Source organism: Archangium minus, from assembly GCF_044360475.1.
Lineage (GTDB): Bacteria > Myxococcota > Myxococcia > Myxococcales > Myxococcaceae > Archangium > Archangium minus.
Map to the genome: position 1 here is coordinate 6,039,617 of NZ_CP043494.1, position 26,271 is coordinate 6,065,887.

Sequence of the window (26,271 nt, forward strand, 5' to 3'; positions counted from 1 at the left end):
ACGCTGCCCGTGCGCGTGCGCCTGCCTCCGGAGGAGCCGCTCGTTCCGTGGTTGAAGAACCTCCAGGCGTGGCTGCTCGAGATGCGTCAGCACGAGCACTCGCCGCTCGTGAAGGTCCAGCGCTGGAGCGCGGTCCCCGCGGGCACGCCGCTCTTCGAAAGCCTGATGGTTTTCGAGAACTACCCGGTGGATACCGCGCTCACCGCGTCGCTGCCCTCGTTGGAGGTGCGCGACGTGCGCTCCGTGGAGGCGGACCACCATCCGTTGACGCTCGTCGCGGTGCCGGGACGTGAGCTGCGGCTGGAGCTCGCTCATGAGAGCGCACGCTTCGACGTGGCCCATGTGGACCGGATGTTGGGACAGCTCCGTCACCTGCTCGAGTCCATTGCCGCTCGGCCGGAGCAGCGGCTGGGTGAGCTGTCCCTGGTGGACGCGGCCGAGCGCCATCGGCTCCTCCGGGAGTGGAGCATCGCGGGAGGACCACCCACGCAGCCGTCCGTGCTCCACCACCTCTTCGAGGAGCAGGCGGCGCGGACACCGGATGCGGAGGCTCTGGTGTTCGGCTCCGAGCGGCTCTCCTACGCCGAGCTGGACGCACGGGCCAACCAGCTCGCGCACCACCTGCGCGGGCTCGGCGTGAGGGCCGAGTCCCGGGTGGTGCTGTGCCTGGAGCGCTCCCTGGAGCTCATCATCTCCATGCTGGGCGTCCTCAAGGCTGGCGGCGCGTACGTGCCGGTGGACCCGGCCTGGCCGGCAGCGCGGCTCCAGTCCTTGCTGGAGGACAGCGGGGCCGTCGCGGCGCTCGTGCAATCGCGGACCTCCGCCTGGCTGGAGGGCTCGCAGGTACCTCGCGTGGTGTTCGACGCCAAGGCGGACCTCGATGCGCTCTCCCGTGCGCCTCGAACGACTCCCGAGGTACAGGTGCACCCCGAGCAGCTCGCCTACATCATCTATACGTCAGGCTCGACGGGCAGGCCGAAGGGCGTGCTGGTGGCGCACCGGAACGTCTGCAACACCGTGCGCGTTTCACGCTGGGCCTGGGCCGCGAGTCCGGGCAAGCGCGTGTTGCAGTTCGCCTCTGCGAGCTTCGATGCGTCCGTTTCGGAGATCTACGGCGCGTTGCTCGAGGGAGCGACGCTGGTGCTGGCCTCGCGCGAGGCCATCCAGCCCGGGCCGGATCTGGTGCGGCTGCTGCGCGAGCAGCGGATCACCTCCGCCATGCTCACGCCCTCCGTCCTCGAGGTCACGCCCGCGGAGGAGTTGCCCCTGCTGGAGACGGTGATGGCGGCGGGCGAGGCCTGCAACCCGAGGCTCACGAAGCGGTGGGGCGAGGGGCGGCGCTTCATCAACGTGTATGGGCCCACGGAGATCACCATCTGCGCGACGCTCGCGGACTGCGTGCCGGGAGCGCCGATAACGCCGCTGGGACCGCCGATCGGAGGCGCTCGCCTCTACGTGCTCGACGCGGGACTGCGCCCAGTGGCCCAGGGCGTGCGCGGAGAGCTGTACGTGGGAGGCGCGGGCGTGACTCGGGGCTACCTTGGCCGCCCGGAGCTCACCGCCGAGCGCTACCTGCCGGATCCGTTCAGCGAGGAGCCCGGTGCGCGCATGTACCGCACGGGTGACGTCGTCCGGTGGATGCCGGACGGGCAGCTCGAGTTCTTCGGCCGCGCCGATGACCAGGTGAAGGTGCGTGGGTTCCGCATCGAGCTGGGTGAAATCGAAGCAGCCCTGCGCTCCGAGCCGTCGGTGCGTGAGGCGGTGGTGGTGGTGCGCAAGGGGGCCCAGGGAGAGGCGAAGCTGGTGGCCTACGTGGTGCCCGCGGCGGGGGCGCCAGCGCCTTCGTTGCGCACGCTGCGGGAAGGGTTGGGCGCGAAGCTTCCGGAATACATGGTGCCCGCGGCCCTCGTGGTGATGGAGGCGCTGCCCCTCAACACGAGCGGCAAGGTGGACCGCAAGGCCCTGCCCGCGCCGGAGCAGTCGCGCGAGGTCCCCGACCGTTACGAGCCGCCGCGGACTCCCGAGGAGCGCTCGCTGGCGGAGGTCTGGGCGCAGGTGCTCGGGCACGAGCGGGTGGGCATCCACGACGACTTCTTCGAGCTGGGCGGGGACTCCATCCTCGCGATCCAGATCATCTCGCGGGCCGCGCAGGCGGGCGTCCACGTCACCGCGAAGCAGCTCTTCACGCATCCGACGATTGCTCGACTCGCCACCGTGGCCGGCTCCGCGCCGGGAGTCTCCGCCGAGCAGTCGCTGGTGACGGGGCCGGTGGTGCTCACGCCCATCCAGCGCTGGTTCTTCGAGCAGGAGATGCCGGAGCCTCACCACTACAACCAGGCACTCCTCTTCACCCTGTCCGAGCCAGTGGAGGCGGAGCTGCTCGAGCAGGCGCTGCGGCACCTGCGCTTGCACCACGATGCGCTGCGCCTGCGCTTCATCCAGGATGGAGAGGGGTGGCTCGCGAGCAACGGTGACGGCGAGGGCTCCTTCCCGTTGGAGCGGGTGGAGCTCTCCGGGCTCACGCCGGCCGCGCGCATTTCTGAGCTGGAGGCCCATGCCGCCCGGACGCAAGCCACGTTGGAGCTGCGCAGTGGGTTGCTTGGGCGAGCGGTGCTGTACACGCTGGGAGCGGGGGAGCCGCGCAAGCTGCTGCTCGTCATCCATCACCTGGCGGTGGATGGGGTGTCGTGGCGGGTGCTGCTGCTGGATTTCCTCACGGTGCTGCGCCAGCTCCAGGCGAAGGCTCCGGTCCAACTGCCTCCGAAGACCACCTCCTTCCAGCAGTGGGCGGAGCGGCTGGACGCTCATGCACAGACGCCAGCGGTTCGCGACGAGGCCGCGTATTGGCTGGGGCTGCCCTGGGAACGCGCCTCGCGCTTGCCCGTGGATTTCCCAGGCGGTGACAACACCAATGCATCCGCGCGGCAGGTGGGCGTGGAGCTCGACGCGGAGGAGACCCGGGCGCTGCTCCACGAGGTTCCGCGCGCCTGGCGCACGCGAATTGACGAGGTGTTGCTGGCCGCTTTGGCGGAGACCTTCCGTCGCTGGACGGGCTCCCCGGGGTTGCTCGTGAACCTGGAGGGCCACGGGCGCGAGGAGCTGCTGGAGGGCGTGGACGTGTCGCGCACCGTGGGCTGGTTCACCAGCATGTACCCGGTGCTGCTGGAGGGGGGAGACGGGGAGGCGGGGTTGAAGCGCGTCAAGGAGAGCCTCCGGGGCATTCCTCGGCGCGGTATGGGTTACGGATTGCTGCGCTACCTCACGCGGGAGCCGGAGTTGTCCGCGCGTCTGCGGGCGCTGCCAGTGCCGGAGGTCTCCTTCAACTACCTGGGGCAGTTGGATCACGTGCTACCCGAGGGTGCGCCCATCTCGATGGCCTCGGAGTCGGTGGGACCCACCGCGTCCGCTCGGGCCCGGCGCGCGCATCTGCTCGACATCAACGGCATCGTCTCCGGGGGTCGACTGCGGATCTTCTGGACGTACAGCGAGAACGTCCACGCGCGGGAGACCGTCGAGGCGCTCGCGAGGGACTTCCAGCGCGCACTGCGCGGATTGATCGCGCGCTGCTCGGAAGAGGGGGCGGGAGGCTTCACTCCGTCCGACTTCCCGCTCGCGTCGCTCGGGCAGGAGGCGCTGGACGCACTGGTGGATCAGGTGACCGGAGGGGATGTCCGGCGCCGGCGGAACATCGAGGACCTGTACCCCCTCACGCCACTCCAACAGGGCCTGCTCTTCCATGTGCTGCATGCCTCGGGCTCCTCGGGCATGTACTTCAACCAGATGTCCTGGGAGGTGCACGGGGCGCTGGATGCCATCTCCGTGGCTCGGGCGTGGCAGGAGACGGTGGCGCGGCACACGGCGCTGCGCACGGCCTTCTTCTGGGACGGGCTGGAGGCCCCGCTCCAGGTGGTGATGCGGGAGGTGCAGCTCCCCATCCACTCGGAGGACTGGCGCGAGGTGCCACCCACGGAGCGCGAGGCGCGGCTCGCCGCGTTCCTGGAGGCGGATCGCCGTCGCGGATTCGAGCTGGAGCGGGCGCCGCTGATGCGGCTCGCGTTGCTGCGCATCGACGAGCGGGCATGGCTCTTTGCGCTGAGCTACTCGCACCTGCTGTTGGATGGCTGGTCCCTGCCGCTCCTGATGGGAGAGGTGTTCGGACGGTACGGAGCCCAGGCACGAGGCCTCGAGCGCGCCTGGCCCGAGGCGCGCCCCTACCGGGACTTCATCGAGTGGCTGCAGCGGAAGGACCTGGGCGAGGCTCGGGAGTTCTGGCGCCGGTCGCTCGCGGGCTTCACGACGCCCACGCGGGTATGGGCGGATCGCGGGCCGGTGGCGGAAGGAACGCCCGTGCGCAGGGAGAAGCGGGTCCATTTGGAGCCGGGGCAGGTTGCCGCGCTCCAGGTGTTCTCGCGCCGTCATCAGATCACCCTGGGCACGTGCATCCAGGGCGCCTGGGCGCTGCTGCTGCGCCACCACTCCGGTGAGGACGACGTCGTCTTCGGCAACACGCTCTCCGGCCGTCCCGCGACCCTGCCAGGTGTGGAGGAGCTGGTGGGCCTGTTCATCAACACGCTCCCGGTGCGCGTGCGGGTGCCGCGAGGCAAGCCCGTGGGCGAGTGGCTGCGAGAGCTGCAAGCCTGGCTGCTGGAGATGCGGCAGTACGACTACACCCCGCTGGTGGAGGTGCAGCGCTGCGGCGAGGTGCCACTCGGGACGCCGCTCTTCGAGACGCTGGCGGTCGTGGAGAACTACCCGGTGGACAACGCGCTCGGGAAGGGGTCGGAGCTGGAGATCCGCAACATGCGGGGCCACGAGCTCGACAGCTTCCCGCTGACGCTGATCGCGGACACGCACCAGGGGCTGAGCCTGCACCTCTTCCATGACGAGCGTCGCATCGACGCGGCGGACGTGGAGCGGATGCTGGGGCACCTCCAGGTGTTGCTCGCGCGGATGGTGGAGTCAGCGGAGCGCCCGGTGGCGGAGCTATCCCCGCTGGACGAAGCGGAGCGGCAGCGGCTCCTCCGAGAGTGGAACGCGACGGCGGCGGCGCGTGAGGAGGGGGGAGGGCTCGCGGCGCTCCTGGAGGCACAGGTGGCGCGCACGCCGGAGGCCTCGGCGGTGGAGCTGGGAGCGGCGCGGCTCACCTTCCGCGAGCTGAACGCGCGGGCCAACCAGGTGGCGCACCGGTTGCGGCGCATGGGCGTGGGTCCAGACGTGCGCGTGGGCCTGTGCGTGGAGCGCTCGCTGGAGCTGGTGGTGGGCCTGTGGGGCATCCTGAAGGCCGGGGGCGCGTACGTGCCGTTGGATCCGGCCTATCCGCCCGAGCGGCTGCGCTACATGCTGGAGGACTCGGGGGCCGGGGTGGTGGTGACGGCGGGCGATGCCGCCGAGGGGCTCGTGGGGCCCGGGCAGGTGTTGTTGCGGCTGGATGCCGAGGCCGAGGCGCTGCGCGCGGAGCTGGAGACGCCGGTGCCCGGTGGCGCAGGTCCGGAGCATCTGGCCTATGCCATCTACACGTCGGGCAGCACTGGCCGTCCCAAGGCGGTGATGGTGCGGCAGCGCGCGGTGGCCAACCTCATCGAGGCGCTGCACCGGGCGGTCTATGCGCAGCTGGGGGCGGGGCGGCGGGTGAGCGTGAATGGCTCGGTGTCCTTCGACACCTCGGTGAAGCAGCTCTTCCAGCTGCTGCGCGGCCACACGTTGGATCTGACGCCCGAGGCCGTGCGCTTCGACGGCGAGGAGCTTCGCGAGTACTTGGAGCGGCAGCGGGTGGACGTCTTCGACTGCACGCCCTCGCAGCTGTTGCTCCTGCAGGAGACGGGTTGGCTGGAGGAGGCCGCGCGCCCTGTCACGCTGCTGGTGGGAGGTGAGGCCATCTCCGAGACGCTGTGGCGGCGGCTGGCGGCCTCGCGCACGGTGCGAGCGTTCAACGTGTATGGCCCCACCGAGTGCACGGTGGATGCGACGGTGTGCCCCGTCACTGAGGCGTATGCGCGTCCCGTGCTCGGCCGGCCCATTGAGAACGTGCGGTTGTACGTGCTGGATCGGGACGGGCAGCCGGTGGGCGTGGGCGTCGCGGGCGAGCTGTTCATCGGTGGCGCGGGGCTGGCGCGCGGGTACCTCGGGCGTCCGGATGCGACGGCCGAGCGCTTCGTGCCGGATCCCTTCAGCGGCGAGCCCGGCGCGCGGCTGTACCGCACGGGAGACCGGGCCCGGTGGTTGGCGGACGGGACGATGGAGTTCCTCGGTCGTGTGGACTTCCAGGTGAAGCTGCGCGGCCACCGGATCGAGCTGGGCGAGGTGGAGGAGGCCCTGCGCGAGCAGCCCTCCGTGCGTGACGCGGTGGCCGTTGTGCGCGAGTACGGACCGGGAGATCAACGCCTGGTGGCCTACGTGGTGGTGTCGGCGTCGGTGGACACCTCCGCGCTGCGGGCGGCCCTCGAGACGCGCCTGCCCGGGCCCATGGTGCCCTCGGCGATCGTCGAGCTGTCCGCCTTCCCGCTTACACCGAGCGGCAAGGTGGATCGCAAGGCGCTGCCGCTGCCGGGCGCGTTGGCGGGGAGCGGAGGCTTCGTCCCACCGCGCACGGACACGGAGCGGCGGCTGGCGGAGCTGTGGTCCCGCACGCTGGGAGTGGAGCGCGTGGGCGTGACGGACTCCTTCTTCGCGCTGGGTGGGCACTCGCTGCTGGCCACGCAACTGGTGTCACGCGTGCGTGGCGACTTCGGGGTGGAGCTGCCGCTGCGCGCCGTCTTCGAGTCCCCTGCGCTGGAGGCGCTCGCCCGACGGGTGGAGGAGGCGCCGCGGATCGCCACCAAGGGAGCAGCAGCGCCGCCGCCACTGGTTGCGCGCCGGGCGGTGGAGGTGCCGCTCAGCTTTGCCCAGCAGCGGCTGTGGTTCCTGGAGCGGCTGCAGCCCGGGGCCGTGGCCTACAACATTCCCTATGCGGTGAGGATGACGGGCACGCTGGATCTCCCGTCACTGGAGCGGGGGTTGGAGGCGATCGTCCAGCGCCACCAGGTGCTGAGGACGACGTTTGGTGAGCACGAGGGCATGCCGGTGGCGCGCATCCAGGCGCGGATGCCGGTGCCGCTCGGGACGGTGGAGCTCTCGGGACTCCCGGCGGCCGAGCGCGAGGCCGAGGTGCTCCGGCTGGCGGAGCGGGAGGCCCGGACGCCCTTCGTGCTCGCGGAGGGGCCGTTGCTGCGCACGACGCTGTTGCGCCTGGGTGAGGGCGAGCACGTGCTGCTGCTGACGATGCACCACATCATCACGGACGGCTGGTCCACGGGCATCTTCGTGCGGGAGCTGGCGGCGCTGTACGGGGCGTTCTCGCGAGGAGAGCCGAGCCCACTGCCCGAACTGCCGCTGCAATACTCGGATTACGCGAGGTGGCAGCGCGAGTGGTTGAAGGGCGAGGTGCTGGAAGCTCAGCTGGGGTACTGGAGGCAGCGGCTCGCGGGCAGTCCTCCCGTGTTGAACCTGCCCCTGGATCGGCCGCGGTCCGAGGTGCCGGAGTTCCAGGGAGGCACGCGGCTCTTCTCCCTCCCGAGGGAGCGAGTGGAGTCGCTCCGGGCCTTGGGGCGGCGCGAGGGGTGCAGCCTGTTCATGGTGCTGCTAGGGGGCTTCCAGGCGTTGCTGGCGCGCTGGAGCGGGCAAGAGGACATCGTGGTGGGCACGCCCGTGGCAGGGCGCACGCGCTCGGAGGTGGAGGGGCTGATCGGCTTCTTCGTCAACACGCTGGTGTTGAGGACGGACGTGTCCGGAGCGCCGACGTTCCGGGAGTTGCTGGCGAGGGTGAGGGAGGTGGCGCTGGGGGCGTACGCGCACCAGGACGTGCCGTTCGAGAAGCTGGTGGAAGCGCTGAAGCCGGTGCGGGACATGCGCTACACGCCGCTCTTCCAGGTGATGTTCTCGCTGCAGAACGTGCCTCGGGCGTCCCTGGAGCTGCCGGGCCTGACGCTGACCGGGATTGAGACGGTGACGGGCAGCTCGAAGTTCGATCTCTCGCTGTCGCTGGAGGAGTGGGAGGGAGGGCTGCGGGGGCTGCTCAGCTACAACGCTCGGCTCTTCGACGAGAGCACGGTGGGGCGGTGGGCCTCGGAGTTGGAGACGCTGTTCGGCGAGGTGGTACGGGAGCCGGAGCAGCCGCTCGCGCGCTTGCTGGGAGATGGGTCCACGCCAGCGCGTCCTGTATCGCCTCCGCCGCTCCTTCCCACGCTCCCGGCGAGGCCTGGGTACGTGGAGCCCGAGGGACCGGTGGCGAGTGCGCTGGCCCGGCTCTGGCGCGAGCTGCTCCAAGTGGAGCGCGTGGGGATGCACGACGATTTCTTCGCGCTGGGCGGGCACTCGCTGCTGGCCACGCAGCTCGTGTCTCGGGTGCGCAAGGCCCTCGGGGTGGAGTTGCCGCTGCGAGCCCTCTTCGATGCGCCAACGCTCGGGGCGCTGACGTCGCGTGTTGTCGCCGCTCGTGAGAAGGGCGCTTCCTCGCAACCTCTGCTTCATGCGGTGGAGGATTCGCCGCCGCTCAGCTTTGCCCAGCAGCGGTTGTGGTTCCTGGAGCAGCTCCAGCCGGGGAGCTCGGCCTACAACATTCCCTATGCGCTGCGGCTGGAGGGCCAGCTGGAGCCGAAGGCACTGGAGCGCGCACTGGAGGAGGTGGTGCGCCGGCATGAGATCCTCCGAGCCTCCTTCGAGAGCCGAGCAGGAGAGCCGGTGTTGCGTCTGGCCGAGACGCTGCGGTTGAGCCTGGAGCCGGAGGATCTGTCGGCGCTGGAGGCCGGACGGCGGAACGAGGAGGTAGAGCGGCGAGCGTCCGAGGAGGCGAGCAAGCCCTTCGTGCTCTCCCAAGGGCCGCTGCTGCGCGCGACGCTGTTGAGGTTGGCGGAGCGGGAGCACGTGCTGCTGCTGACGGTGCACCACATCGTCTTCGACGGCTGGTCCGCGGGCCTCCTCATCCAGGAGCTGGCGGCGCTGTACGGGGCGTTCTCGCGAGGAGAGCCGAGCCCGCTGCCGGAGCTGCCGTTGCAATACACGGACTACGCGAGGTGGCAGCGCGAGTGGCTGAAGGGCGAGGTGCTGGAGGCGCAGCTGGGGTACTGGAGGCAGCGGCTCGCGGGCAGCCCGCCTGTGTTGAACCTGCCGTTGGACAAGCCGCGTCCGGCCCGGAGGTCTCAGCGTGCGGGCCAGGTGCGAGTGGCACTGTCCCGCGAGGTGAGCGAAGCCCTGGAGTCCCTGGCACAGCAAGAGGGATGCAGCCTGTTCATGGTGCTGCTGGGGGGCTTCCAGGCGCTGCTGGCGCGCTGGAGCGGGCAAGAGGACATCGTGGTGGGCACGCCCGTGGCGGGGCGCACGCGTGTGGAGGTGGAGGGGCTGATCGGCTTCTTCGTCAACACGCTGGTGATGCGGACGGACGTGTCCGGAGCGCCGACGTTCCGGGAGCTGCTGACGAGGGTGAGGGAGGTGGCACTGGGGGCGTACGCGCACCAGGACGTGCCGTTCGAGAAGCTGGTGGAGGAGCTGAGGCCGGTGCGTGAGCTGAGGCACTCGCCGCTCTTCCAGGTGATGTTCGCCCTGCAGAACGTTCCCACGCGTGAGGTGTCACTCCCCGGGCTGAAGCTGTCTCCGGTGGAGAACGAGGGAGTGGAAGCGAAGCTCGACGTGATGCTGAGCCTCACGCAGACGCCGGAGGGGCTGCGAGGCTCGTTCACCTACGACACGGCTCTCTTCGAGCCGGTGACGATTGAGCGGCTGGCGCGTCACCTGGAGACGCTGCTGGCGGCGGTGGCGGCGGCTCCGGATCGGCGGGTGGATGCGGTGGAGTTGCTGCAGGGGGAGGCGCGGGCGCGGGTGCTGAAGGAGTGGAGCCGCGGGCCGCGAGTGGACGGGCCGGTGGACGGACTGGGGCGGCTGTTGGAGCGCCAGGCCGAGCGGACTCCGGAGGCAATGGCGCTGGAGGGGAGCGGTCAGCGGCTGAGCTATGGGGAGCTGCGGACGCGGGCGAGGAAGCTCGCGCACCGGCTGCGGCGCGAGGGCGTGGGACCGGAGGTGCGGGTAGGGGTGCTGCTGGAGAAGAGCGTGGAGGCGGTGGTGGCCTTCTGGGGCATCCAACTCGCGGGAGGCGTGTACGTGCCGCTGGAGGCGGTGCAGCCTCCGGAGCGCTTGGCGTGGATGGCGGAGGACGCGAGCGTGCACGCGGTGGTGACGCGGCGGGGCCTGGAGGCGCGGTGCCAGCTGTCCAAGGGCGTGCGCGTGGTGCGGGTGGAAGACGTAGGGGATGAGGAAGCGGGCGCGCTGGAGGCGGGAGTGCAGCCGGACAACGCGGCCTACATCCTCTACACCTCGGGAAGCACGGGGCGGCCCAAGGGCGTGGTGGTGACGCACGAGGGCGCGTGCGATCTGGTGCGAGGCAAGGCAGGCGCCTTCGGAGTCGGGGCGGAGAGCCGGGTGTTGCAGTTCTCCTCTCTGGGCTTCGACGTCTCCCTCTGGGACTACCTGTTGGCGCTGGCGGTGGGCGGGACGCTGTACGTGCCGTCGGGAGGGAAGGTGCCGCTGGGCGAGGAGCTGCGGCGCGAGCTGGTGGAGGGCGCGGTGACGGTGTTGGCTCTGCCGCCTTCGGTGCTAGCGCTGCTGCCGCAAGAAGGGCTGGAGCACCTGCGGGTGGTGATGGCGGCGGGCGAGGCATGCCCGCCGGAGCTGGTGGAGCGGTGGGGCAGGGGGCGGCGCTTCGTGAACGGGTATGGCCCCACGGAGGTGTCGGTGCTGGCCACGTGGGAGGAGTGCGAGCCCGGCCAGGGCCGGCCTCCCATCGGAAGGCCGCTGGCCAACACGCGGACGTACGTGCTGGACGGGGCGATGCGGCCGGTACCACCGGGCGTAGCCGGAGAGCTGTACCTGGGCGGACCCGGGCTGGCGCGAGGCTACGTGGGGAGGCCGGAGCTGACAGCGGAGCGCTTCGTGCCGGACGCACTCAGTGGCGAGCCGGGAGCGCGGCTGTACCGCACAGGGGACGTGGTGCGGTGGAGGGCGGACGGGCGGCTCGACTACCTGGGCCGTGCGGACGCGCAGGTGAAGGTGAACGGAGTGCGGGTGGAGCCGGGCGAGGTGGAGACGGTGCTACGGGAGCTGACCGGCGCGAAGCAGGCCCACGTGAGGGCTTGGAAGAGCCCCTCGGGCGAGTCGCGGCTGGTGGCGTACGTGGTCCCCGGCGAGTCCACGCCGCGCGAGGAGCGAGAGCTGCGTGCGCGGCTGCGCCAGCGCCTGATGGAGGCGATGGTGCCCTCCGTGTGCGTCTACCTGGAAGCGCTGCCACTCACCTCCAGCGGCAAGGTGGATGGCCGAGCACTGCCTGCACCGGAGGAGGCCCACCGCCCGGGTCGTGGGGAGACGGTCGCACCGAGGGATGAGCTGGAGCGCGAGCTGGTGCACCTCTGGGAGGAGGTGCTCGGGGTGCGGCCGGTGGGAGTGACGGACTCCTTCTTCGAGCTCGGAGGGCAGTCGTTGCTGGCGGTGCGGCTGGTGGCGCGGCTCCAGGAGCGGTTGGGACGCGCGGTGCCGCTAGCGGCGCTCTTCGAGGGGCCCACTGTCGAGACGCTCGCGGCTCGGTTGCGCGCGGGCATTCCGGCCTCCGTCCAGGGCAACCGCGTTACGCTCCAGCCCCAGGGCTCGCTCACGCCTGTCTTCTGGGTGCACCCCGTGGGAGGCAACGTCCTCTGCTACGCGGAGCTCGCGCGGCGCCTTGGTACGGTGAGGCCCTTCCACGCCCTCCAGGCCACCGGGCTGGACGGACGCGAGGCTCCCCTCGAGAGCGTAGAGGAGATGGCCCGCCGGTACGTGGAGCAGGTGCGCGCCGTCCAGCCCGAGGGGCCGTACCTGCTCGGAGGCTGGTCCCTGGGTGGGACGGTGGCCTTCGAGATGGCCAGGACGCTGCGGCGTCAGGGACAGGAGGTGGGCCTGCTCGTGCTGCTCGACAGCTTCGCCCCCGCCGAGTCGCCCCCGCAGGAGGAGCCGGATGAAGCCACGCTGCTCGCGGGCTTCGCGGCGGATCTGGCCCGGAGCGCCGGACGTGAGGTGTCCCTCTCACCCGAGTCCCTCGCGGGCCTGTCCCCCGAGGAGCGGATCCGTGCCCTCTGGACGCATGCCCGAGAGGCGGGGTTGTTGCCTCCCGCGACGGGAGTGGAGGAGCTGCGAGTGCTGCTAGAGGTGGCCCGGGCGAACCTCCGGGCCGTGGCCCGCTACCGCCCCGAGCCCTTCTCGGGACCGGTGAAGCTGCTCCGGGCGCGAGAAGCGCGGAGGAGGACAGGGGTGGATCCCACGCATGGCTGGGGGCGCCTCATCTCCACCGGGCTTGCCGTCGAGGACATACCGGGCGACCACCACAGCATCCTCCGGGCGCCGCACGTGGGCGAGCTGGCGGAGCGGCTCGGTCGTTGGTTGGCCGAGGCGGACGGGAAGGAGGGAGTAACCCCCGCCATCATTCCCGCCAGAACGCGCGACTGAGCAGGCTCGGGCGCTCGGGCTCGGCCAGCCGGAGCAGGCACGCCGCCCGCCCGCGTAGCCCACCATGAAGCCGGGGGAGTACCCCCCGGCGTCTCCGTCATCCAGACCAAGTCGCCCTTTCGGTGTAGGAGTCAAATCACCTTGAGCGGCGCCGTGCCTCTTTCGGGAAGCAGCAAACGTTTCAATTGCCCCTAGCGCTGCAATTGAGGATTAACCAGCAACTCACCACCTCCCAGAACGAGACGCCAGCCAATGTTTGTCATTCTCATGCCCCCGAGCCTGATGGTTGCGCCTGCCCTCATGCTTTAAATACTCACTCACCGCCGATGCCGGTGGTACAAAAGGGAGTCCCAACATGGAAAAGACGAACAAGGCCAAGCTTCGCCTCAACAAGGAGACCCTCCGGAATCTCTCGAATGACACGCGGAACAAGGCCGGTGAGGGGGGAGATAGCGTGGCCCTCCTGTGCAGCGTAGTCTGTGATTCTGGTGTCTGCTCCATCATCGCGGTTCTCTGCAGCAACTAGGACTCCGCCCCCCAAGCCACCCTAGCCCTTGGTGTGAGACCACACCGAGGTCCCGACAACAGGGCCTCCGAACGCCGCCCCGTGCATTTGGAGGCTCGTTTAACGCAATTCCTATCGTCGCACGGAATGCCGTCCAGTGAGCACAGGCCTGCCCTGGCGTCGCATCGCGCCGAGCGCGCGGAGCGTAGTACTGGTTTGTCCACCAAAGCAGCTTCAACTGGATTTGGAGGCAATCACCATGGCGGAATGGCTCCCTCTTCTCGAGGGCTCCCTACGGGAGCGTGCGCTGGAAGTCGTGGACGAGGCCGCGAGCGCGCTTCTGGCGCCGCGGGCGGTGAGGGGACCCTCGCTCTCCAATGGCCAGGCGGGTCTGGCCCTCCTGTTCGCTGAGTTGGAGCGCGCGCGGCCCGGAAGAGGCCACCTCGTTCACGCGGAGCAGCTCATCCTGGAGGCCGCGTCGGCGATCGAGGCGCACCCCCTCCCGCCCTGGCTCTACGGGGGATTCCCCGGGATCGCCTGGTCCATCGAGCGGCTCGGCACATTGGGCGTTTCACCGCTCGAGGGACTGGAAGAGATCGATGAGACGCTGCTGGGGTTGGTCTCTCAAAGGCCCTGGAGCGCCGAGTACGATCTGATCCTCGGGCTGGTGGGCATTGGCGTCTACGCGCTCGAGCGCCTGCCGCGCCCGGCGGCCGCCATGTGCCTCCAGGAGCTCGTGGACCGGCTGGAGGAGCGCTCCACCCATACCGGGTCAGGAGTCTCCTGGTGGACTCCGCCCCAACATTTGTCATCGCAGCAGCGGCTCGTGTATCGCGACGGGTGCTTCAACCTGGGGGCGGCGCACGGGGTTCCCGCGATCGTGGCCCTGCTCGCCCTGATTGCCCGGGCGGGAGTGGCTGGACAGAAGGCTCGCGAGCTCTCCTCGGGCGGAGCCCGCTGGCTCCTGACGAAGGCGATGCCTGACAGCCCAGGAGCCCGCTTCCCTTCGGCGGTCGCACCGGAGCGCCCCGCTGAGGCCTGTCGCTCCGCCTGGTGCTATGGCGATCCCGGCGTTGCGCTCTGCCTGCTCGTCGCCGCCCGGGCCCTGTCGGATCCTGAGTTGGAGCGGGCCGTGCTGGAGATCGCGAGAGAGGCCGCGAGGCGTCCGCCGGAGCACGCGGGAGTGCGGGACGCGGGGCTCTGCCACGGTGCCGCGGGCCTCGGGCATATCTACAACCGGCTCTATCAGGCCTCCCGGGAACCCTTGTTCAAGGAGGCCGCTACCGCGTGGTTCGCCCGGGCGCTGGAGATGCGGCGCCCCGGGGAAGGCTTGGCGGGATTCCTCTCTTGGTCTTTGCTGCCCGGCCAACAGGAGGAGGAGATCGGCTGGATACCGGATGGCTCCCTGCTCTGCGGCACCACGGGTATCGCGCTGGCCCTGCAGGCCGCGTGTCATCCCTTCACGCCTACCTGGGACGGCATGCTCATGGCCGCCATCCCCGCTTGAGCCCCTTCGCCCCATGATCCATCCCACTTCCGAGGAGAGGTCCCAGGAGCTTCCGTTCTCCCCATCGGGGTTCTTCGTGCTCCGCACGCCCCTGCTGCCCTTCGACGAGCTGAGCAGGTGGGGAGAGGGGCTGGAGGCACCGCGTTTCCAGCCGGACTCCCCTGAGCTTGTGCAAGCGCTCCGCCGGGATCGCCTCATCCTGCGGGTGCGACTGGGCGAGATTCTGCGACGGATGGAGGTGCGCGAAGCGCTCTTCGTGGCCTCGCCGGCCCTCTACGAGAGCCTGGGCCAGTGGGAGCGCGATCCGGAGAGCGAGCGCGGGGAGAAAGTGGAGCGCAGTGTCGTCCGCTATCTGGCCCGCATGACGGGGCGCTCTACCCCCTTCGGCCTCTTCGCGGGTTACTCCGTGGGCGCGCTGGGGGAGCGGACGCGGCTCCGGCTCGCCCCCCGCGCCACCTACCAACGCCATACCCGCCTGGACATGGCCTATGCCTGCATGCTCTCCGAGGCGCTCTCGCGTGCGCCCGAGCTGCGCCCGCACATCCCCCACCGGCCCAACAGCAGCCTGTACCGCGCGAGCGGGCGGCTGCGCTACGCCGAGGCGCGGATGGTCGAGAAGACCCGCTCGTACCATCTGGTGGCGGTCGAGCCGACCGAGTACCTGGAGGCGATGCTGACGCATGCCAGCGCGGGAGCCCGGCCCGAGGCACTGGTGCGCGCGCTGGTCGAGATGGATCCGGAGATCAGCCTCCCGGAGGCAACGGAGTACATCGATGAGCTGATCAACAGCCAGCTCCTGGTGTCCGAGCTCTCTCCCTCGGTGACAGGAGCGGAGGCCGTCCCCGAGCTGCTCTCCCAGCTCCAACAACTCCCTCGCGGCGCCCCCTGCGCTGGCGTGCTGATGGAGGTCCAGTCCGCCCTGGAGCATCTGGATCGGTGCGGCCCCGGCGCGCCGATCGATCACTACCTCGAGGTGGCCCAGAAGCTCTCGCGGTTGCCTGCTCCAGTCGAGCTGCCCCGGCTGTTCCAGGTGGACATGGTCAAGCCAGCGCCCGAGTTCGTGCTGGGGCGGGAGGTCACCCGCGAGCTGGAGCGTGGCGTGCGGCTCCTCCACCGCATCACCCCCAGTCCACCGCAGGACGCCCTGGAGCGCTTCCGCGAAGCGTTCCTCCAGCGCTATGAGGGACGCGAAGTTCCCCTGCTCGAGGCGTTGGATGAGGAGGCTGGCGTCGGGTTCCGGCAGTCCAACGCCCCCAGCGCGGAGGCGACGCCGCTCCTGGCCGGGCTGGCCCTGGGCGGAGCACCCGACAGGCACATGCGCTTCGGGGAGCGCGAGGCCTTCCTCCTGCGCCGGTTGGAGGAGACCCTGCGCACGGGCAACCTGGCCCTCGAATTGGATGACAAAGACCTCGAGCGTCTGGAGGTTAAGGATCGTCAGCCCTTGCCGGACTCCTTCGCGGCAATTGCGACCCTGGTGGCGGAGTCGGAGACCGCGCTCACTCGGGGAAACTTCCAGCTCCGCCTCCACGCTGCTTCCGGTCCCTCGGGCGCCAATCTCCTGGGTCGTTTCTGCCACGGAGATCCTCTGCTCCACCGCAAGGTGGAGGAGGTGTTGCGTGCCGAGGAGGCGCTCCGACCCGGCGCGGTGTTCGCGGAGATCGTCCACCTGCCCCAGGGGCGGGTCGGCAATATCCTCGCCCGCCCGGTCCTGCGCCAGTACGAGCTCACCTACCTGGGCAGGTCCGGCGCTCCACCCGAGCGGCAGCTCGATGCGTCCGACTTGAGGATCTCCATCCAGGGCTCGCGGATCGTCCTGCACTCGGCGCGGCTGGGACGCGAGGTCATCCCCCGGATGACCAACGCGCACAACTTCGGGCCGCAGAGCCTTGCCCTCTACCACTTCCTCTGCGCGCTGCAGCATCAGGACCACTGCGGAGGCGTGACCTGGAGCTGGGGGCCCCTGGTCAACGCGAGCTTCCTGCCCAGAGTCACCCATCGGCGGCTGGTGTTGTCCCCGGCGACGTGGAAACTCTGGCGCGACACGTTGGAGAGGCTCGGCGAGCTGGACAGGGACCAGCGCTTCGCCGCGTTCCAGGCGCTCAGGGCCGAGCGGCGCATGCCTCGCTTCGTCGCGCTGGAGGATGGGGACAACCTGCTCCCGACCGACCTGGACAACGTGCTCGGCGTCGAGACCCTGCTCCAACTGCTCAAGGGCCGTTCCCTGGCGACGCTGGTGGAGGTGTTCCCCGGGCCGAACGAACTCTGCGTGGAGGGTCCCGAGGGCCGCTTCGTCCACGATCTGGTGGTGCCCTTCGTGCGCTCCCAGCCCACGGTGGAGGCGACCCGCGTGTCGGCCCTGTCCCGCTCCGTGGGGGCTCCGCGGCTCTCCAGCCAGCCTCGCAGCTTCCTCCCCGGTTCGGAGTGGCTGTACGTCAAGCTCTACACCGGCGCCGCAACGGCGGACCGCATCCTCTCGGATACGGTGGCCCCGCTGGTGAAGTCCGCGCTCGGCTCGGGAGCGGCGGACGGATGGTTCTTCATTCGTTACAGCGATCCGGACTGGCACCTCCGGTTGCGCCTCCATGGCTCCCCCAAGCGCCTGCACGAACTGGCGGGCGAGCTCCCCGGCTTGCTGGAGCCGCTCCAGCGGGAGCAGCTCCTGTGGAAGCTCCAGTTCGACACCTACGAGCGGGAGGTGGAGCGTTACGGGGGACCGGAGGCCATCCTCCTCGCCGAACGGCTGTTCCAGGTGGACAGCGAGGCCGTGTTGGAGCTCCTGGAGTTGCTGCGGGGAGATGAAGGCGCGGACGCGCGCTGGCGCCTGACACTGTGTGGGATGGCTCGGCTGCTCTCGGACCTGCGGCTCGGGTTGGACACCCGGCTCCGGGTGTTGACCTCGCTGCGCGAGATGTTCGGCCGCGAGTTCCATGTTGAGCGTGCCACCGAGCACCAACTCACCGAGCGCTTCCGGAAGGAGCGTCGGAGCTTGGAGGAGCTGCTGGGCTCCGAAAGGGGGGGCTCGCCGGAGCTCACCCGAGGGCTTCAGGTGCTCCAGCGTCGCTCCGAGAGGCTGGCGCCCATCGTCACGGAGCTGAGCGCGCTGGCAGGCAGGGGAAAGCTGGGCGTCCCCATCCCCGAGCTGGCCGGGAGCTTCCTGCACATGCATGCCAACCGCATGATGCGGGCGGCGGCGCGGGCGCAGGAGCTGGTCCTCTACGACCTCCTCGCTCGTCACTACGCGTCCCTGGTTGCCCGTCAGCGGAAGTCGGGTTCGACGAGCTGAGCCGACTGCCTCGTCGGCGGTTCGACCCGTAGGCGCTGCTGCTTGTGACGTCCGACGCTGCAGACAAAAAAGCCCTGCTTCCGAGGACTTGGGAAGCAGGGCGAGTGGCCCCGGCTGGAATCGAACCAGCGGCCTGCGGTTATGGATGGCAGGGGCAGGTGCTGGGCGTACGTGACGGCAGAAGGAGCCGTCCAGTCCACCACCTACGGGAACATCACGCCGTCGAGGGTCACGCCCCCGGTCCCAGCTTCTCCCGCCCACAGCTTGAGCGTGTAGGAGCCCCGGGCCTCGCTCTCCGCTGCGTCCAACTCCACCACGATGCGCCGCGACGTCCCCGGCGGGATGGACTCCAGGGGCGACACTTTCAGCCCCGTCAGCTCCTCGCGCTTGGCGCCCACCAGGGCCGCCCCAGTGGGGGTCCAGGTTACCGTTCCCAGGTTGCGCAGTTCCACCGCCACGGCCACCCGTCCTCGTCCATCAGGACCAACGGCTCGGTAAGCGTCGAAGGTGTCAAAGGACTCGAGTGAAGGAGCAGAGACACGCGTCCAGGAAGACCGCCTCGTCGGCGGCCTTCCGAGCGGCCTAGAAGTTTCAGTAGGTTACTTCTCTGGTCCCGTAGCTCAGTTGGATAGAGCGGCGGTTTCCTAACCCTTGAAGGGCCGCTAGGTTCTCGGGTGGGTCCCTCTAAATCCCCGAGATTACTGGACGCTGGCGTTCATCCACGTTCGCCAGCGACCGGCTGATTACGTATACAAATTACGTACCGGAGACGCCAACCCCAATATGCGAATCCTTCCGCTCACGAATCAGCCACCCTGGCGCTACGATGCTTCTGAGGTTCTGAATCCTCCCAAAAGGACGCTCAGCTTCGAGGACATCGTCAAGCGCGTGCGCCGGTTTCGCAGCGACTCCGTGGTGCTCATGGGCTCGCGCTTGCTCTGGCACTTCTGGAACAACCCCTCCCTAGTGAACCCGAACGCTCCGGGGGGTATGGGCAACCGCATCACGCAGACGTATGCCGAGCGCATCATCTCGCTCGCGTGCGCATACGGCAGCGCGTACAACCGGCCGGCGGTGAGCGAGGTCGAGTTCCGACTCCTCTGCTGGGAGCTATCCTGGGGCATGGGCGAAGGGTTTTTCACCGAGAAGATGGTCGACTCCCTCAGGGACTGCCTGGGGCGCGTGGCCCTCGCGCGGGCCCACTGGGTGCTGTTCGCGATGGCCGCCGAAGGTGGGACTGTGGACGTCCACGGCCCCAAGGGCGTCGAGCGCATTCGCGAGCAGGGGCTCGTCATCCTGCGCGAGGCTCAGGGCGAGGAGGTGGAACTGCGCGAGAAACTCGGACTTACGGCGGACTCGCTGCGGGCGGTAGCCAAGCGCCTGAGCATGTCGCAGCCCGGCTTTTCGCAGCTGCGGGAGGAGCTTGACGCGAAGCCCCCGGCATTGCGCCGCTACGCCCCGCAGACTGACTGGCTCAACATCTTCCCGATGATTGATATCGGCGTCGGGGAGCTGAGCGAACAGTTCATCGCCCCGTCCCCGTGGTGGGCAGCAGGCGCCACCGCACCTCGCCCGCGTTTGGGCTGAGCTGTTCCTGGGCGGAGCGGGGCCGGGGTGACGGGACGCTCAACCGCTGAGCGTGATGCCGAGCGCGGCGCAGATGGTGGGCCTGAAGGTTCTCCCTCAATCGGGTTTCGAGTCGGGGCCGGAAGAGGCGAGGCAGGAGGAGAAGAAGCAACGAGCGCGCAGCTTTCTTGGCCTGGGTTGCTCCTCCATGTGCTTCATTGTCTGCAGTCGGCAGGGCATCACGCCAGGAGCTCGATTCCGACCAGGATTCCATCCTGGTCGAAGTCGAGTACCACCTCTGGGCCGCGTACGAGTTCATGAGTTCGACCAGCCTGATTGACTTCGACATCTTGCAGGTCTCACCGGGGGTGACTCGGGAGGCGCAAGTAGGCCACGTCCTGATCGACCTCGGAGACTTGCAGCTCGAAGTGCCCGAGCTTCTTCTTGGAATCCGTCTGCCCCATTACGGCCTCCAGGCCAGGAACTACGGCGTTTCCCCCAGCTCACGGATCTTGCCGCGTGCAATCTCGTTCAGGGGCTCCTTCTGGAGGATGCGGCGGTAGAGCCGCACCTTCTCGGCCGACTCACGTGCCAGTGCCGCCTCCAAGGTGAGAACCTGCACGTGCTCCGGGTCCAACGCCTGGGCCATGCCGAGCTGCCGATTCGCCTCGCCGTCTTCTCCCATGAGGAAATAGACGAATCCGAATTCAACCCGTGCGAGCAGATCCTTGGGCATCAGTTCCAGGAGTCGTTCATAGGCGGGCACCGATACCTCGGGCTCCGCGTAGAACTTTCCTGCAAGTACCCTGAGTACAGCGGGGTCGGAAACGTGACGGAGTGCATCGCGGAAGGCCCGCTCTGCCTCTGCTCCTCCTGTCTCCAGCACTCGCTTCGCCAGATATTCGAGATGGTCCGTCATGGGGGAATAAAAGCGGTGTTGATGGTGATTCGACCGTCCGTGTACTTGAACCAGCGAATGGTCAGGTTCGCAATCCCCCCGAACCTATCTTTGATCTTGAGGGTGCTCTCGAAGATGGACCCTTGGGGGGTTGTGGCCAATGCGCTGACCTTCCCATCGAGCTGGCGGACAGCGTCGATGAGGAACTGTCGTTGCCCTGGCCACGTTGGAGCCAGGCGGTCGAGGTTGTGCTTGGGAACGTCTACGTGCGCATCTTTGACCGAGATGTCATCACCGCTCGCCGGGAGCGGAGCGCTCATGGCACCCGACCCCTGAGCCGACATCGCCACGGCGCCCGGAGCAAGTGCGATGGTGATGGTCTCGGCACTCACGGCAACCGTCTCGACCTCCCCCACTGCCGCGAGGCGGATACCCACCTGCGTTTCCGCCTGCGCCGCCGCCTGCATCGCACCGGGCAGCGTCGGCACCTTCGCCGCCAACCCCGGCGCAGTGTTGCCGAGAGCCACCATGGCCAGCATGGCGAACGCACGTGCCGCGTTGCGGCCCATCACCTTGCCGTACCGCTCCCCGGCCTCGCGCAGCTCGTTGAACGTGGCGGCCCGATCCGCCTCGTCCATCAACTGCTTGAAGCCCACGATGAGGCCCCAGAAGGTGTCGACGCCCACGTAGGAGATGAGGGTGGCGGTCATCACGGCCGCGAGGCCCTTCGAGATCGTCACGTCGGGAATCGAGATGAGGACCATGTACGTGGTCCAGGTCCAGAGAACCGCCGCCACCATGGCGTGGGGGTCGGCCATGTCCTTGAACGCCTCCAGCATCTCGTCGAGCACGGCGCCTTTGGCGAGGGCGAGGGCCAGAGCGAAACGGCCGTCCCCGTTGACGACGGGGCTCTCCGTCAACAGGTGGAGGCAGTCTCCGGGCCTGCCGGTGCGCTCGCACCAGCGCAGGTAGGCGCGCGTCAACTCCACCTCCGCCGCCGGTGGTGTCTCCTCCAGATGTTCGTCCGGCTCGAGCGGAGTGACGCGGCGGCTGCGTATCTCGTACGTGTACGAACCACTCCGCGCCTCGACCTCGAACAGCTTCCGGGCGGCTTCCTGGGGCCGAGATGAGGGCCGAACCTCCCAGGCACGCTTCGCCACGACTTCCTTGAACTCGTCGCCGTTCAACGTCACCGGCTCGGCACCGGAGCGTGGGGTGACAACAAGAGTGTCGGGCTGGCCCGTGTCCAGGCGCACGACACGAGAAGCGGTCGCACACCCGGCGAGGAGCATCAGCAGCGCCGCCGTCCAGCTTGGCTTCATGGAAGTTCCCCCTGAGATCGAGCCGTGCGGCCCTCGACCTTGAGGCGGGCGAGGAACCGGGCCACCAGCCTGGCGCCCCTGAAGACCGCCTCGTCGGCGGCCTTCCGGGCGGCCTGGCTCTTTGTCAGATAGATGTCAGGGGCTCGTCTCTCCCGAACGGTGCCAGTTCGGGGAGGGCTTCACTTTCGTTGCGTGTCTCCAGTCGCCTGCTCTATAAGGGGCCCCGTTGTACATCGGCCGGGACGCTCGCGGTGGTAGGCGGGCGTTCACCAGAAAGAGCCAGTAGTTTCAGGAGGTTGCTTCGCTGGTCCCGTAGCTCAGTTGGATAGAGCGGCGGTTTCCTAAACCGCAGGCCGCTGGTTCGATTCCAGCCGGGGCCACTCGCCCTGCTTCCCAAGTCCGCGGAAGCAGGGCGTTTTTGTCTGCAGCGTCGGACGGCACAGCAGCAGGGCCTACGGGTTGGACCGTCGCCTGCTTGATTCAGTCCAGCAGGGAGGCGACGGGGACGAAGGCGTCGAACGCGGCGCCGTGGCCGAGCTGTCCGTCGCAGTTGTTACCCCAGGCCCAGACCGTTCCATCGCCGCGCAGCGCCAGCGCGTAGTCGTTGCCCGCGGAGATGGCCACGATGTCGCTCAGGCCCGGCACCTGCCCCGGCGTGGAGCGGTAGTTGCCCCACTCCCAGAAGGTGCCGTCCCAGCGCAGACCCAGGGCGTGGTAGTTGCTCGCGGAGACGGACTGGAAGCCGGTGAGCCCCGGCACTTGCACAGGGGCGATACGACGCACGGTGCCATCCGGATGGATGGTCAGCGAATGGGGAAACGTCAGGGACGTGAGCAAGCCAGAATGAGGCTTGAGCCGGACCTCGAGCGGGTCCTGGTCGCGCAGGAGCTCCATTGAGAGTCACACCCGCCCAGCCCTCACAGCCTCCCGGATGAATCGCTCTCCGGTCTCCGAAGAACTGTCCTGTATCTGATATTTCCGGGAGAGTCGGTTTGACTTGAATTCCTTCACAATCTGATTTCAATTACTGTCATTCTCGCTTCACATTTGGTGGGGCGACTCAGCGGTAACGCTCTCAAATCCCAAGAACTACTGGAGGATGTGTTTCACTGCCACGACGCTGTAACTTTCCTTCAACCAAAAATGACAACGTTACGATTCGTTCCTCCCTCTTGTGTTCGCGCGAGGCCTCAAGCGGGACCCACTCAGCGGTGGCGCTCTCTCATCCGGTGACCCCAGGAGGAGCCGTCATATTGCCATCAAGCTAAAATCTTCCCATCAGTCCCAAATGACAACGTTGTGATTCCCTCACCCCTCTTGTGACCGCGGAGCAGCATCACTCGGGACAAAGAGGGGCTGTCGAAAACATACCTCCAGGGAGAGGGAAAATGCTGTCAAGAATTGAAGACCCATGGCGGGTCCAGGCCTGCCATTGGGAGTTGTCTTGCTTTGGCACGGCCACGGACTGACTCAAAAGCTGCCATCACGCAGTGGATCACGTCTCGAACACTCACTTCTGGAAACCCCTTATGTCCCGACAGATTCACCACGCTGATACCCGTAGTGCCTGGTTCTGGTGGCGAAGGCTCCTCACCACCGCGACAACCGCAGTGCTGACTGCCGTGCTCTCCGTCCTCGCGCCCACCAGTGCCGCCCATGCTGCTGACGGCGGCTTCCATATCGTCAACGGCCGGCTCCTCGACGCGAACGGCAACGACTTCATCATCCGCGGCATCAGCCACCCACACGCGTGGTACTCGCAGAGGACCAGCTCATTCGCTGACATCAAGGTGGTGGGGGCCAACAGCGTCCGCGTCGTGCTGAGCGGTGGTCGGTGGCCGATCAACACGGCCAGCGACGTGGCAAATGTCATCTCGCTCTGCAAGCAGAACCGGCTCATCTGCATGCTCGAGAACCACGACACGACGGGGTACGGGGAGGCGAGTGGCGCCTACAGCCTCGCTCAGGCTGTCGACTACTGGTTGAGCATTCGCAGTGCGCTCGTTGGCCAGGAGGCCTACATCCTCATCAACATCGGCAATGAGCCGTATGGCAACACCAATCCCACGGGGTGGATTGCGGCGACCATTGATGCAATCCAACGCCTGCGGAGTGCTGGGCTGACGCACACCTTGGTGATTGACGCGCCGAACTGGGGGCAGGACTGGTCCAACACCATGCGGGACAACGCCCAGACGATCTGGGAGGCCGACCCGCTGCGCAACTCCATCTTCAGCGTCCACATGTACGGCGTCTACAACACCCCAGAGAAGGTCAAGGCCTACCTCGACTCGTTTACCAGCCGTGGCCTGCCCATCCTCGTCGGCGAGTTCGGGTGGTACCACTCCGACGGTGATCCGGATGAGGTGACCATCACGGAGCACACCACGTCGCTGGGGCTCGGCTACATCGGCTGGTCGTGGAGCGGCAACGGAGGTGGCGTCGAATACCTCGACATGGTCTCCAACTTCAACCCGGCCAGCCGCACGGACTGGGGCAACTGGCTCATCACGAGTGCGAATGGTCTTGAGGCCACCTCCGTCGAGGCCTCGGTTTTTGGGGGCGGTGGTGACACGCAGCGCCCGACCGCGCCCGGCAACCTGGCGGCGACAGGTACAACGTCGAGCAGCGTGTCGCTCGCGTGGAGCGCCTCGACGGACAACGTCGCGGTGACCGGTTACGACGTCTACCGCGGGTCCTCCCGAGTGGCGACGCTCCCCAGCAGCATGCTGTCGTATACGGACACGGGGCTGTCGGCGAACACGGCTTACAGCTACAAGGTGTATGCGCGTGATGCAGCTGGGAACGTGAGCGAGGCGTCCAACACTGTCTCCGCGACGACCCAGCCCTCCGGGGGAGGAACCGGCGGCTGCACGGCGACCTACAAGTTCGATAGCCAGTGGGGCACCGGCTTCGGCGCCACCGTGACGGTGACGAACACCGGGACCACTGCGACCAAGGGCTGGACGGTCAGCTGGACCTTCGGTGGCAACCAGCAGATCACCAACATGTGGAACGCCACGCAGACCCAATCCGGTGCGAGCGTTACGGCGCGGAACATGAACTACAACGGTGTCATCCAGCCAGGGGGCAGCACGTCCTTCGGCTTCCAGGCGGCGTATTCCGGTTCCAACACCTTGCCGACCCTGACCTGCACGGCCAACTGATGGTGCCTGTGGCTGGGAGGGGTCGAGGTGGGGTCCCTCCCGGCCCGGCTGGCACAAGTGGGCGGCCTACCTCCAGTCGAAATCCGTTACCCCTTGGCGCTTCGTGCCACTGCCTATGTTGATTGAAGCAGGAGCTCAAACCCAGGGGGTACAACCATGGATGCCAGGGCGGCCCGGGAGTTCTTCGAGGAGTACCTGAACACCATCTACCACCAGCGTCGTATTGAAGCGCTCGATCGGTTTCTCGCTCCGGATATCACCCTCCACCCGCCGGTTCCCGGTTTCGGGCCCGGTCTGGACGGGGCGAGGGTAGCCGTCGAGGCTTGGTTGGAGGCCTTCTCGGACATGCGGATCTCCATTGAAGGCTTCGTCTACGCGGACGACATGATCGCGCCCCGGCTCTTCCTGGCGGCCATCCACTCCGGGCCCTTCATGGGAATTCCCGCCACCGGACGGCGGATTCACTTCAGGGGTCACCCCCACTACCGGCTCCGGGATGGTCGGTTCGTCGAGTTCTGGGACAGCCCCGACATGTTGCCGGTCCTGCGGCAGCTCGGAGTGCTTCCCCCGGCGTTCGAGGTGAATGCGGGCTCCTACGCGGGCGCTTGAGCGCTCGGCCATGGCCGCTCCGTGGATGACGAGCCCCTTGCACCTTCTGCGGCTACTGGGCCGATACTCGAACCGAGTTCTGCGGCGTCGAAGCTACGGGTGGTGCTATCCCGACGGCCTGTGAGTCGCGTGTCACCTCCAGACGCAGCGCCTCGTCACTCCAGGCGCTGTCGTCAGGTGCGCGGCCCGGCCCACAGCTTCGCGGCCGTGCCCGCTTGAGCTACTCCGGCGCCGAAGAGCAGGGTGTGCTCAGGCGCGCTGCGCGTAGAACTCCACGATGAAGGGCACGTTGAGAGTCACGGGAATCTCGTCACGCTCGGGCTCGCGCACGCAGCGCACGCCCTGGCCCCCGTCGAGCACCTGGAGGTAGCCCGGCACCTGCCGGCCCTTCATCCGCTCGAAGCTCTCCTTCACGATGGGTAGCTCCCTGTGCACGGGCGAGAAGCGCACCTCGGAGCCCAGCTTCACCCGGTAGCTGGCGATGTTGGTGCGCCGCCCGTCCACCAGCAGGTAGCCATGGCGCACGAACTGGCGCGCCTGGCGGATGCTCGTGGCCAGTCCCGCGCGCAGCACCACCACGTCCAGCCGGCGCTCGAGCAGTTGCAGGAGCACCGTGCCCGTGTTGCCCGGGGAGCGGCGCGCCTCGAGGTAGGCCTGGCGGCACTGGGCCTCCAAGAGCCCGTAGTACAGCTTGAGCTTCTGCTTCTCGCGCAGCCGCTGCCCGTAGTCGCTCACCGAGGGGCGCGCCGTCGCGCCGTGCTGCCCGGGCGGATAGGGCCGGCGCAGCACGGGATCCTTGTCCGGGTCCTTCGCGGTGATGTTCGACAGCGCAACCCCCAACCGGCGGCACACCTTGCCCCGAGGTCCCGTATTCCGTGCCACGTCTCGCTCCTCCCACCCGGCGCTCATCGCCGAG

Annotated in this window: 11 protein-coding genes, 2 tRNA genes and 1 pseudogene (1 of these 14 running past the window's edge); 7 read left to right on the forward strand and 7 right to left on the reverse strand. The window is 68.3% G+C overall.

Annotated elements, in window-relative coordinates; genetic code table 11:
- The 3 genes from F0U60_RS24560 to F0U60_RS24570 all read left to right on the forward strand — a co-directional run.
- Positions 1 to 12,498 carry the 3' portion of an amino acid adenylation domain-containing protein gene (locus F0U60_RS24560; protein WP_395823878.1) on the forward strand. 888 nt of this gene lie to the left of the window's left edge, so the window shows 12,498 of its 13,386 coding nt (coding positions 889–13,386); the start codon falls outside the window, past its left edge; its stop codon occupies positions 12,496 to 12,498.
- A 764-nt stretch (positions 12,499 to 13,262) separates the two neighbouring features.
- Positions 13,263 to 14,510, forward strand: coding sequence for a lanthionine synthetase C family protein (locus tag F0U60_RS24565; protein ID WP_395823880.1), 1,248 nt, complete (start codon positions 13,263 to 13,265; stop codon positions 14,508 to 14,510).
- 13 nt (positions 14,511 to 14,523) lie between these two features.
- Positions 14,524 to 17,793, forward strand: coding sequence for a lantibiotic dehydratase (locus tag F0U60_RS24570; protein WP_395823882.1), 3,270 nt, complete (start codon positions 14,524 to 14,526; stop codon positions 17,791 to 17,793).
- 105 nt (positions 17,794 to 17,898) lie between these two features.
- Here the strand turns inward: F0U60_RS24570 and F0U60_RS24575 are convergent.
- Together F0U60_RS24575 and F0U60_RS24580 are read right to left on the reverse strand one after the other, a co-directional pair.
- Positions 17,899 to 18,006: transfer RNA gene (locus F0U60_RS24575), tRNA-OTHER, on the reverse strand.
- A pseudogene (locus tag F0U60_RS24580) lies at positions 17,997 to 18,293 on the reverse strand (DUF2381 family protein); the annotation flags it as partial. The gene F0U60_RS24575 and the pseudogene F0U60_RS24580, both read right to left, overlap by 10 nt.
- A 283-nt stretch (positions 18,294 to 18,576) precedes the next feature.
- Between F0U60_RS24580 and F0U60_RS24585 the strand changes: the two are divergent.
- Positions 18,577 to 19,380, forward strand: a complete 804-nt coding sequence (locus F0U60_RS24585; RefSeq protein WP_395823884.1) for a hypothetical protein — start codon at positions 18,577 to 18,579, stop codon at positions 19,378 to 19,380.
- A gap of 218 nt (positions 19,381 to 19,598) precedes the next feature.
- Here the strand turns inward: F0U60_RS24585 and F0U60_RS24590 are convergent, their stop codons facing one another.
- The 3 genes from F0U60_RS24590 to F0U60_RS24600 all read right to left on the reverse strand — a co-directional run bounded on the left by F0U60_RS24590 (position 19,599) and on the right by F0U60_RS24600 (position 21,579).
- Positions 19,599 to 19,715 (reverse strand): DUF2283 domain-containing protein, encoded by a 117-nt coding sequence (locus tag F0U60_RS24590; protein WP_395825418.1) that lies wholly within the window; start codon positions 19,713 to 19,715, stop codon positions 19,599 to 19,601.
- A gap of 128 nt (positions 19,716 to 19,843) precedes the next feature.
- Positions 19,844 to 20,278: a tetratricopeptide repeat protein gene (locus tag F0U60_RS24595; protein WP_395823886.1), complete on the reverse strand. Its 435-nt coding sequence runs from the start codon at positions 20,276 to 20,278 to the stop codon at positions 19,844 to 19,846.
- A complete protein-coding gene (locus F0U60_RS24600; protein WP_395823888.1) occupies positions 20,275 to 21,579 on the reverse strand; it encodes a hypothetical protein in 1,305 nt (434 codons plus the stop codon). Before F0U60_RS24600 ends, F0U60_RS24595 begins: the two co-directional genes overlap by 4 nt.
- A gap of 306 nt (positions 21,580 to 21,885) precedes the next feature.
- On the opposite strand from F0U60_RS24600, the gene F0U60_RS24605 reads away from it, so the two are divergent.
- Positions 21,886 to 21,959 (forward strand) — tRNA-Arg (locus F0U60_RS24605).
- A 100-nt stretch (positions 21,960 to 22,059) separates the two neighbouring features.
- Here the strand turns inward: F0U60_RS24605 and F0U60_RS24610 are convergent.
- Positions 22,060 to 22,473 carry an RCC1 domain-containing protein gene (locus F0U60_RS24610; protein ID WP_395823890.1) on the reverse strand — a complete coding sequence of 138 codons (414 nt, stop codon included), beginning with the start codon at positions 22,471 to 22,473 and terminating at the stop codon, positions 22,060 to 22,062.
- 635 nt (positions 22,474 to 23,108) lie between these two features.
- Here F0U60_RS24610 and F0U60_RS24615 point away from each other — a divergent pair.
- Both F0U60_RS24615 and F0U60_RS24620 read left to right on the forward strand, forming a co-directional pair.
- The gene (locus F0U60_RS24615; protein WP_395823892.1) at positions 23,109 to 24,746 is read left to right on the forward strand and encodes a cellulase family glycosylhydrolase; all 1,638 of its coding nucleotides are present in this window, start codon (positions 23,109 to 23,111) and stop codon (positions 24,744 to 24,746) included.
- A gap of 156 nt (positions 24,747 to 24,902) precedes the next feature.
- A complete protein-coding gene (locus F0U60_RS24620) occupies positions 24,903 to 25,355 on the forward strand; it encodes an ester cyclase (protein WP_395823894.1) in 453 nt (150 codons plus the stop codon).
- Between the two features lie 249 nt (positions 25,356 to 25,604).
- On the opposite strand, the gene rpsD is transcribed toward F0U60_RS24620, so the two are convergent.
- Positions 25,605 to 26,237, reverse strand: coding sequence for a 30S ribosomal protein S4 (gene rpsD / locus F0U60_RS24625; RefSeq protein ID WP_395823895.1), 633 nt, complete (start codon positions 26,235 to 26,237; stop codon positions 25,605 to 25,607).
- Positions 26,238 to 26,271 lie beyond the last annotated feature (34 nt).

Excerpts from the sequence above, each read along its gene's own strand:
- F0U60_RS24620 (WP_395823894.1), top strand. The coding sequence starts at position 24,903 with ATGGATGCCAGGGCGGCCCGGGAGTTCTTCGAGGAGTACCTGAACACC.
- F0U60_RS24595 (WP_395823886.1), bottom strand. The coding sequence starts at position 20,278 with ATGACGGACCATCTCGAATATCTGGCGAAGCGAGTGCTGGAGACAGGA.
- F0U60_RS24600 (WP_395823888.1), bottom strand. The coding sequence starts at position 21,579 with ATGAAGCCAAGCTGGACGGCGGCGCTGCTGATGCTCCTCGCCGGGTGT.
- F0U60_RS24610 (WP_395823890.1), bottom strand. The coding sequence starts at position 22,473 with ATGGAGCTCCTGCGCGACCAGGACCCGCTCGAGGTCCGGCTCAAGCCT.
- F0U60_RS24570 (WP_395823882.1), top strand. The coding sequence starts at position 14,524 with ATGATCCATCCCACTTCCGAGGAGAGGTCCCAGGAGCTTCCGTTCTCC.
- F0U60_RS24615 (WP_395823892.1), top strand. The coding sequence starts at position 23,109 with ATGTCCCGACAGATTCACCACGCTGATACCCGTAGTGCCTGGTTCTGG.
- F0U60_RS24585 (WP_395823884.1), top strand. The coding sequence starts at position 18,577 with ATGCGAATCCTTCCGCTCACGAATCAGCCACCCTGGCGCTACGATGCT.
- F0U60_RS24565 (WP_395823880.1), top strand. The coding sequence starts at position 13,263 with ATGGCGGAATGGCTCCCTCTTCTCGAGGGCTCCCTACGGGAGCGTGCG.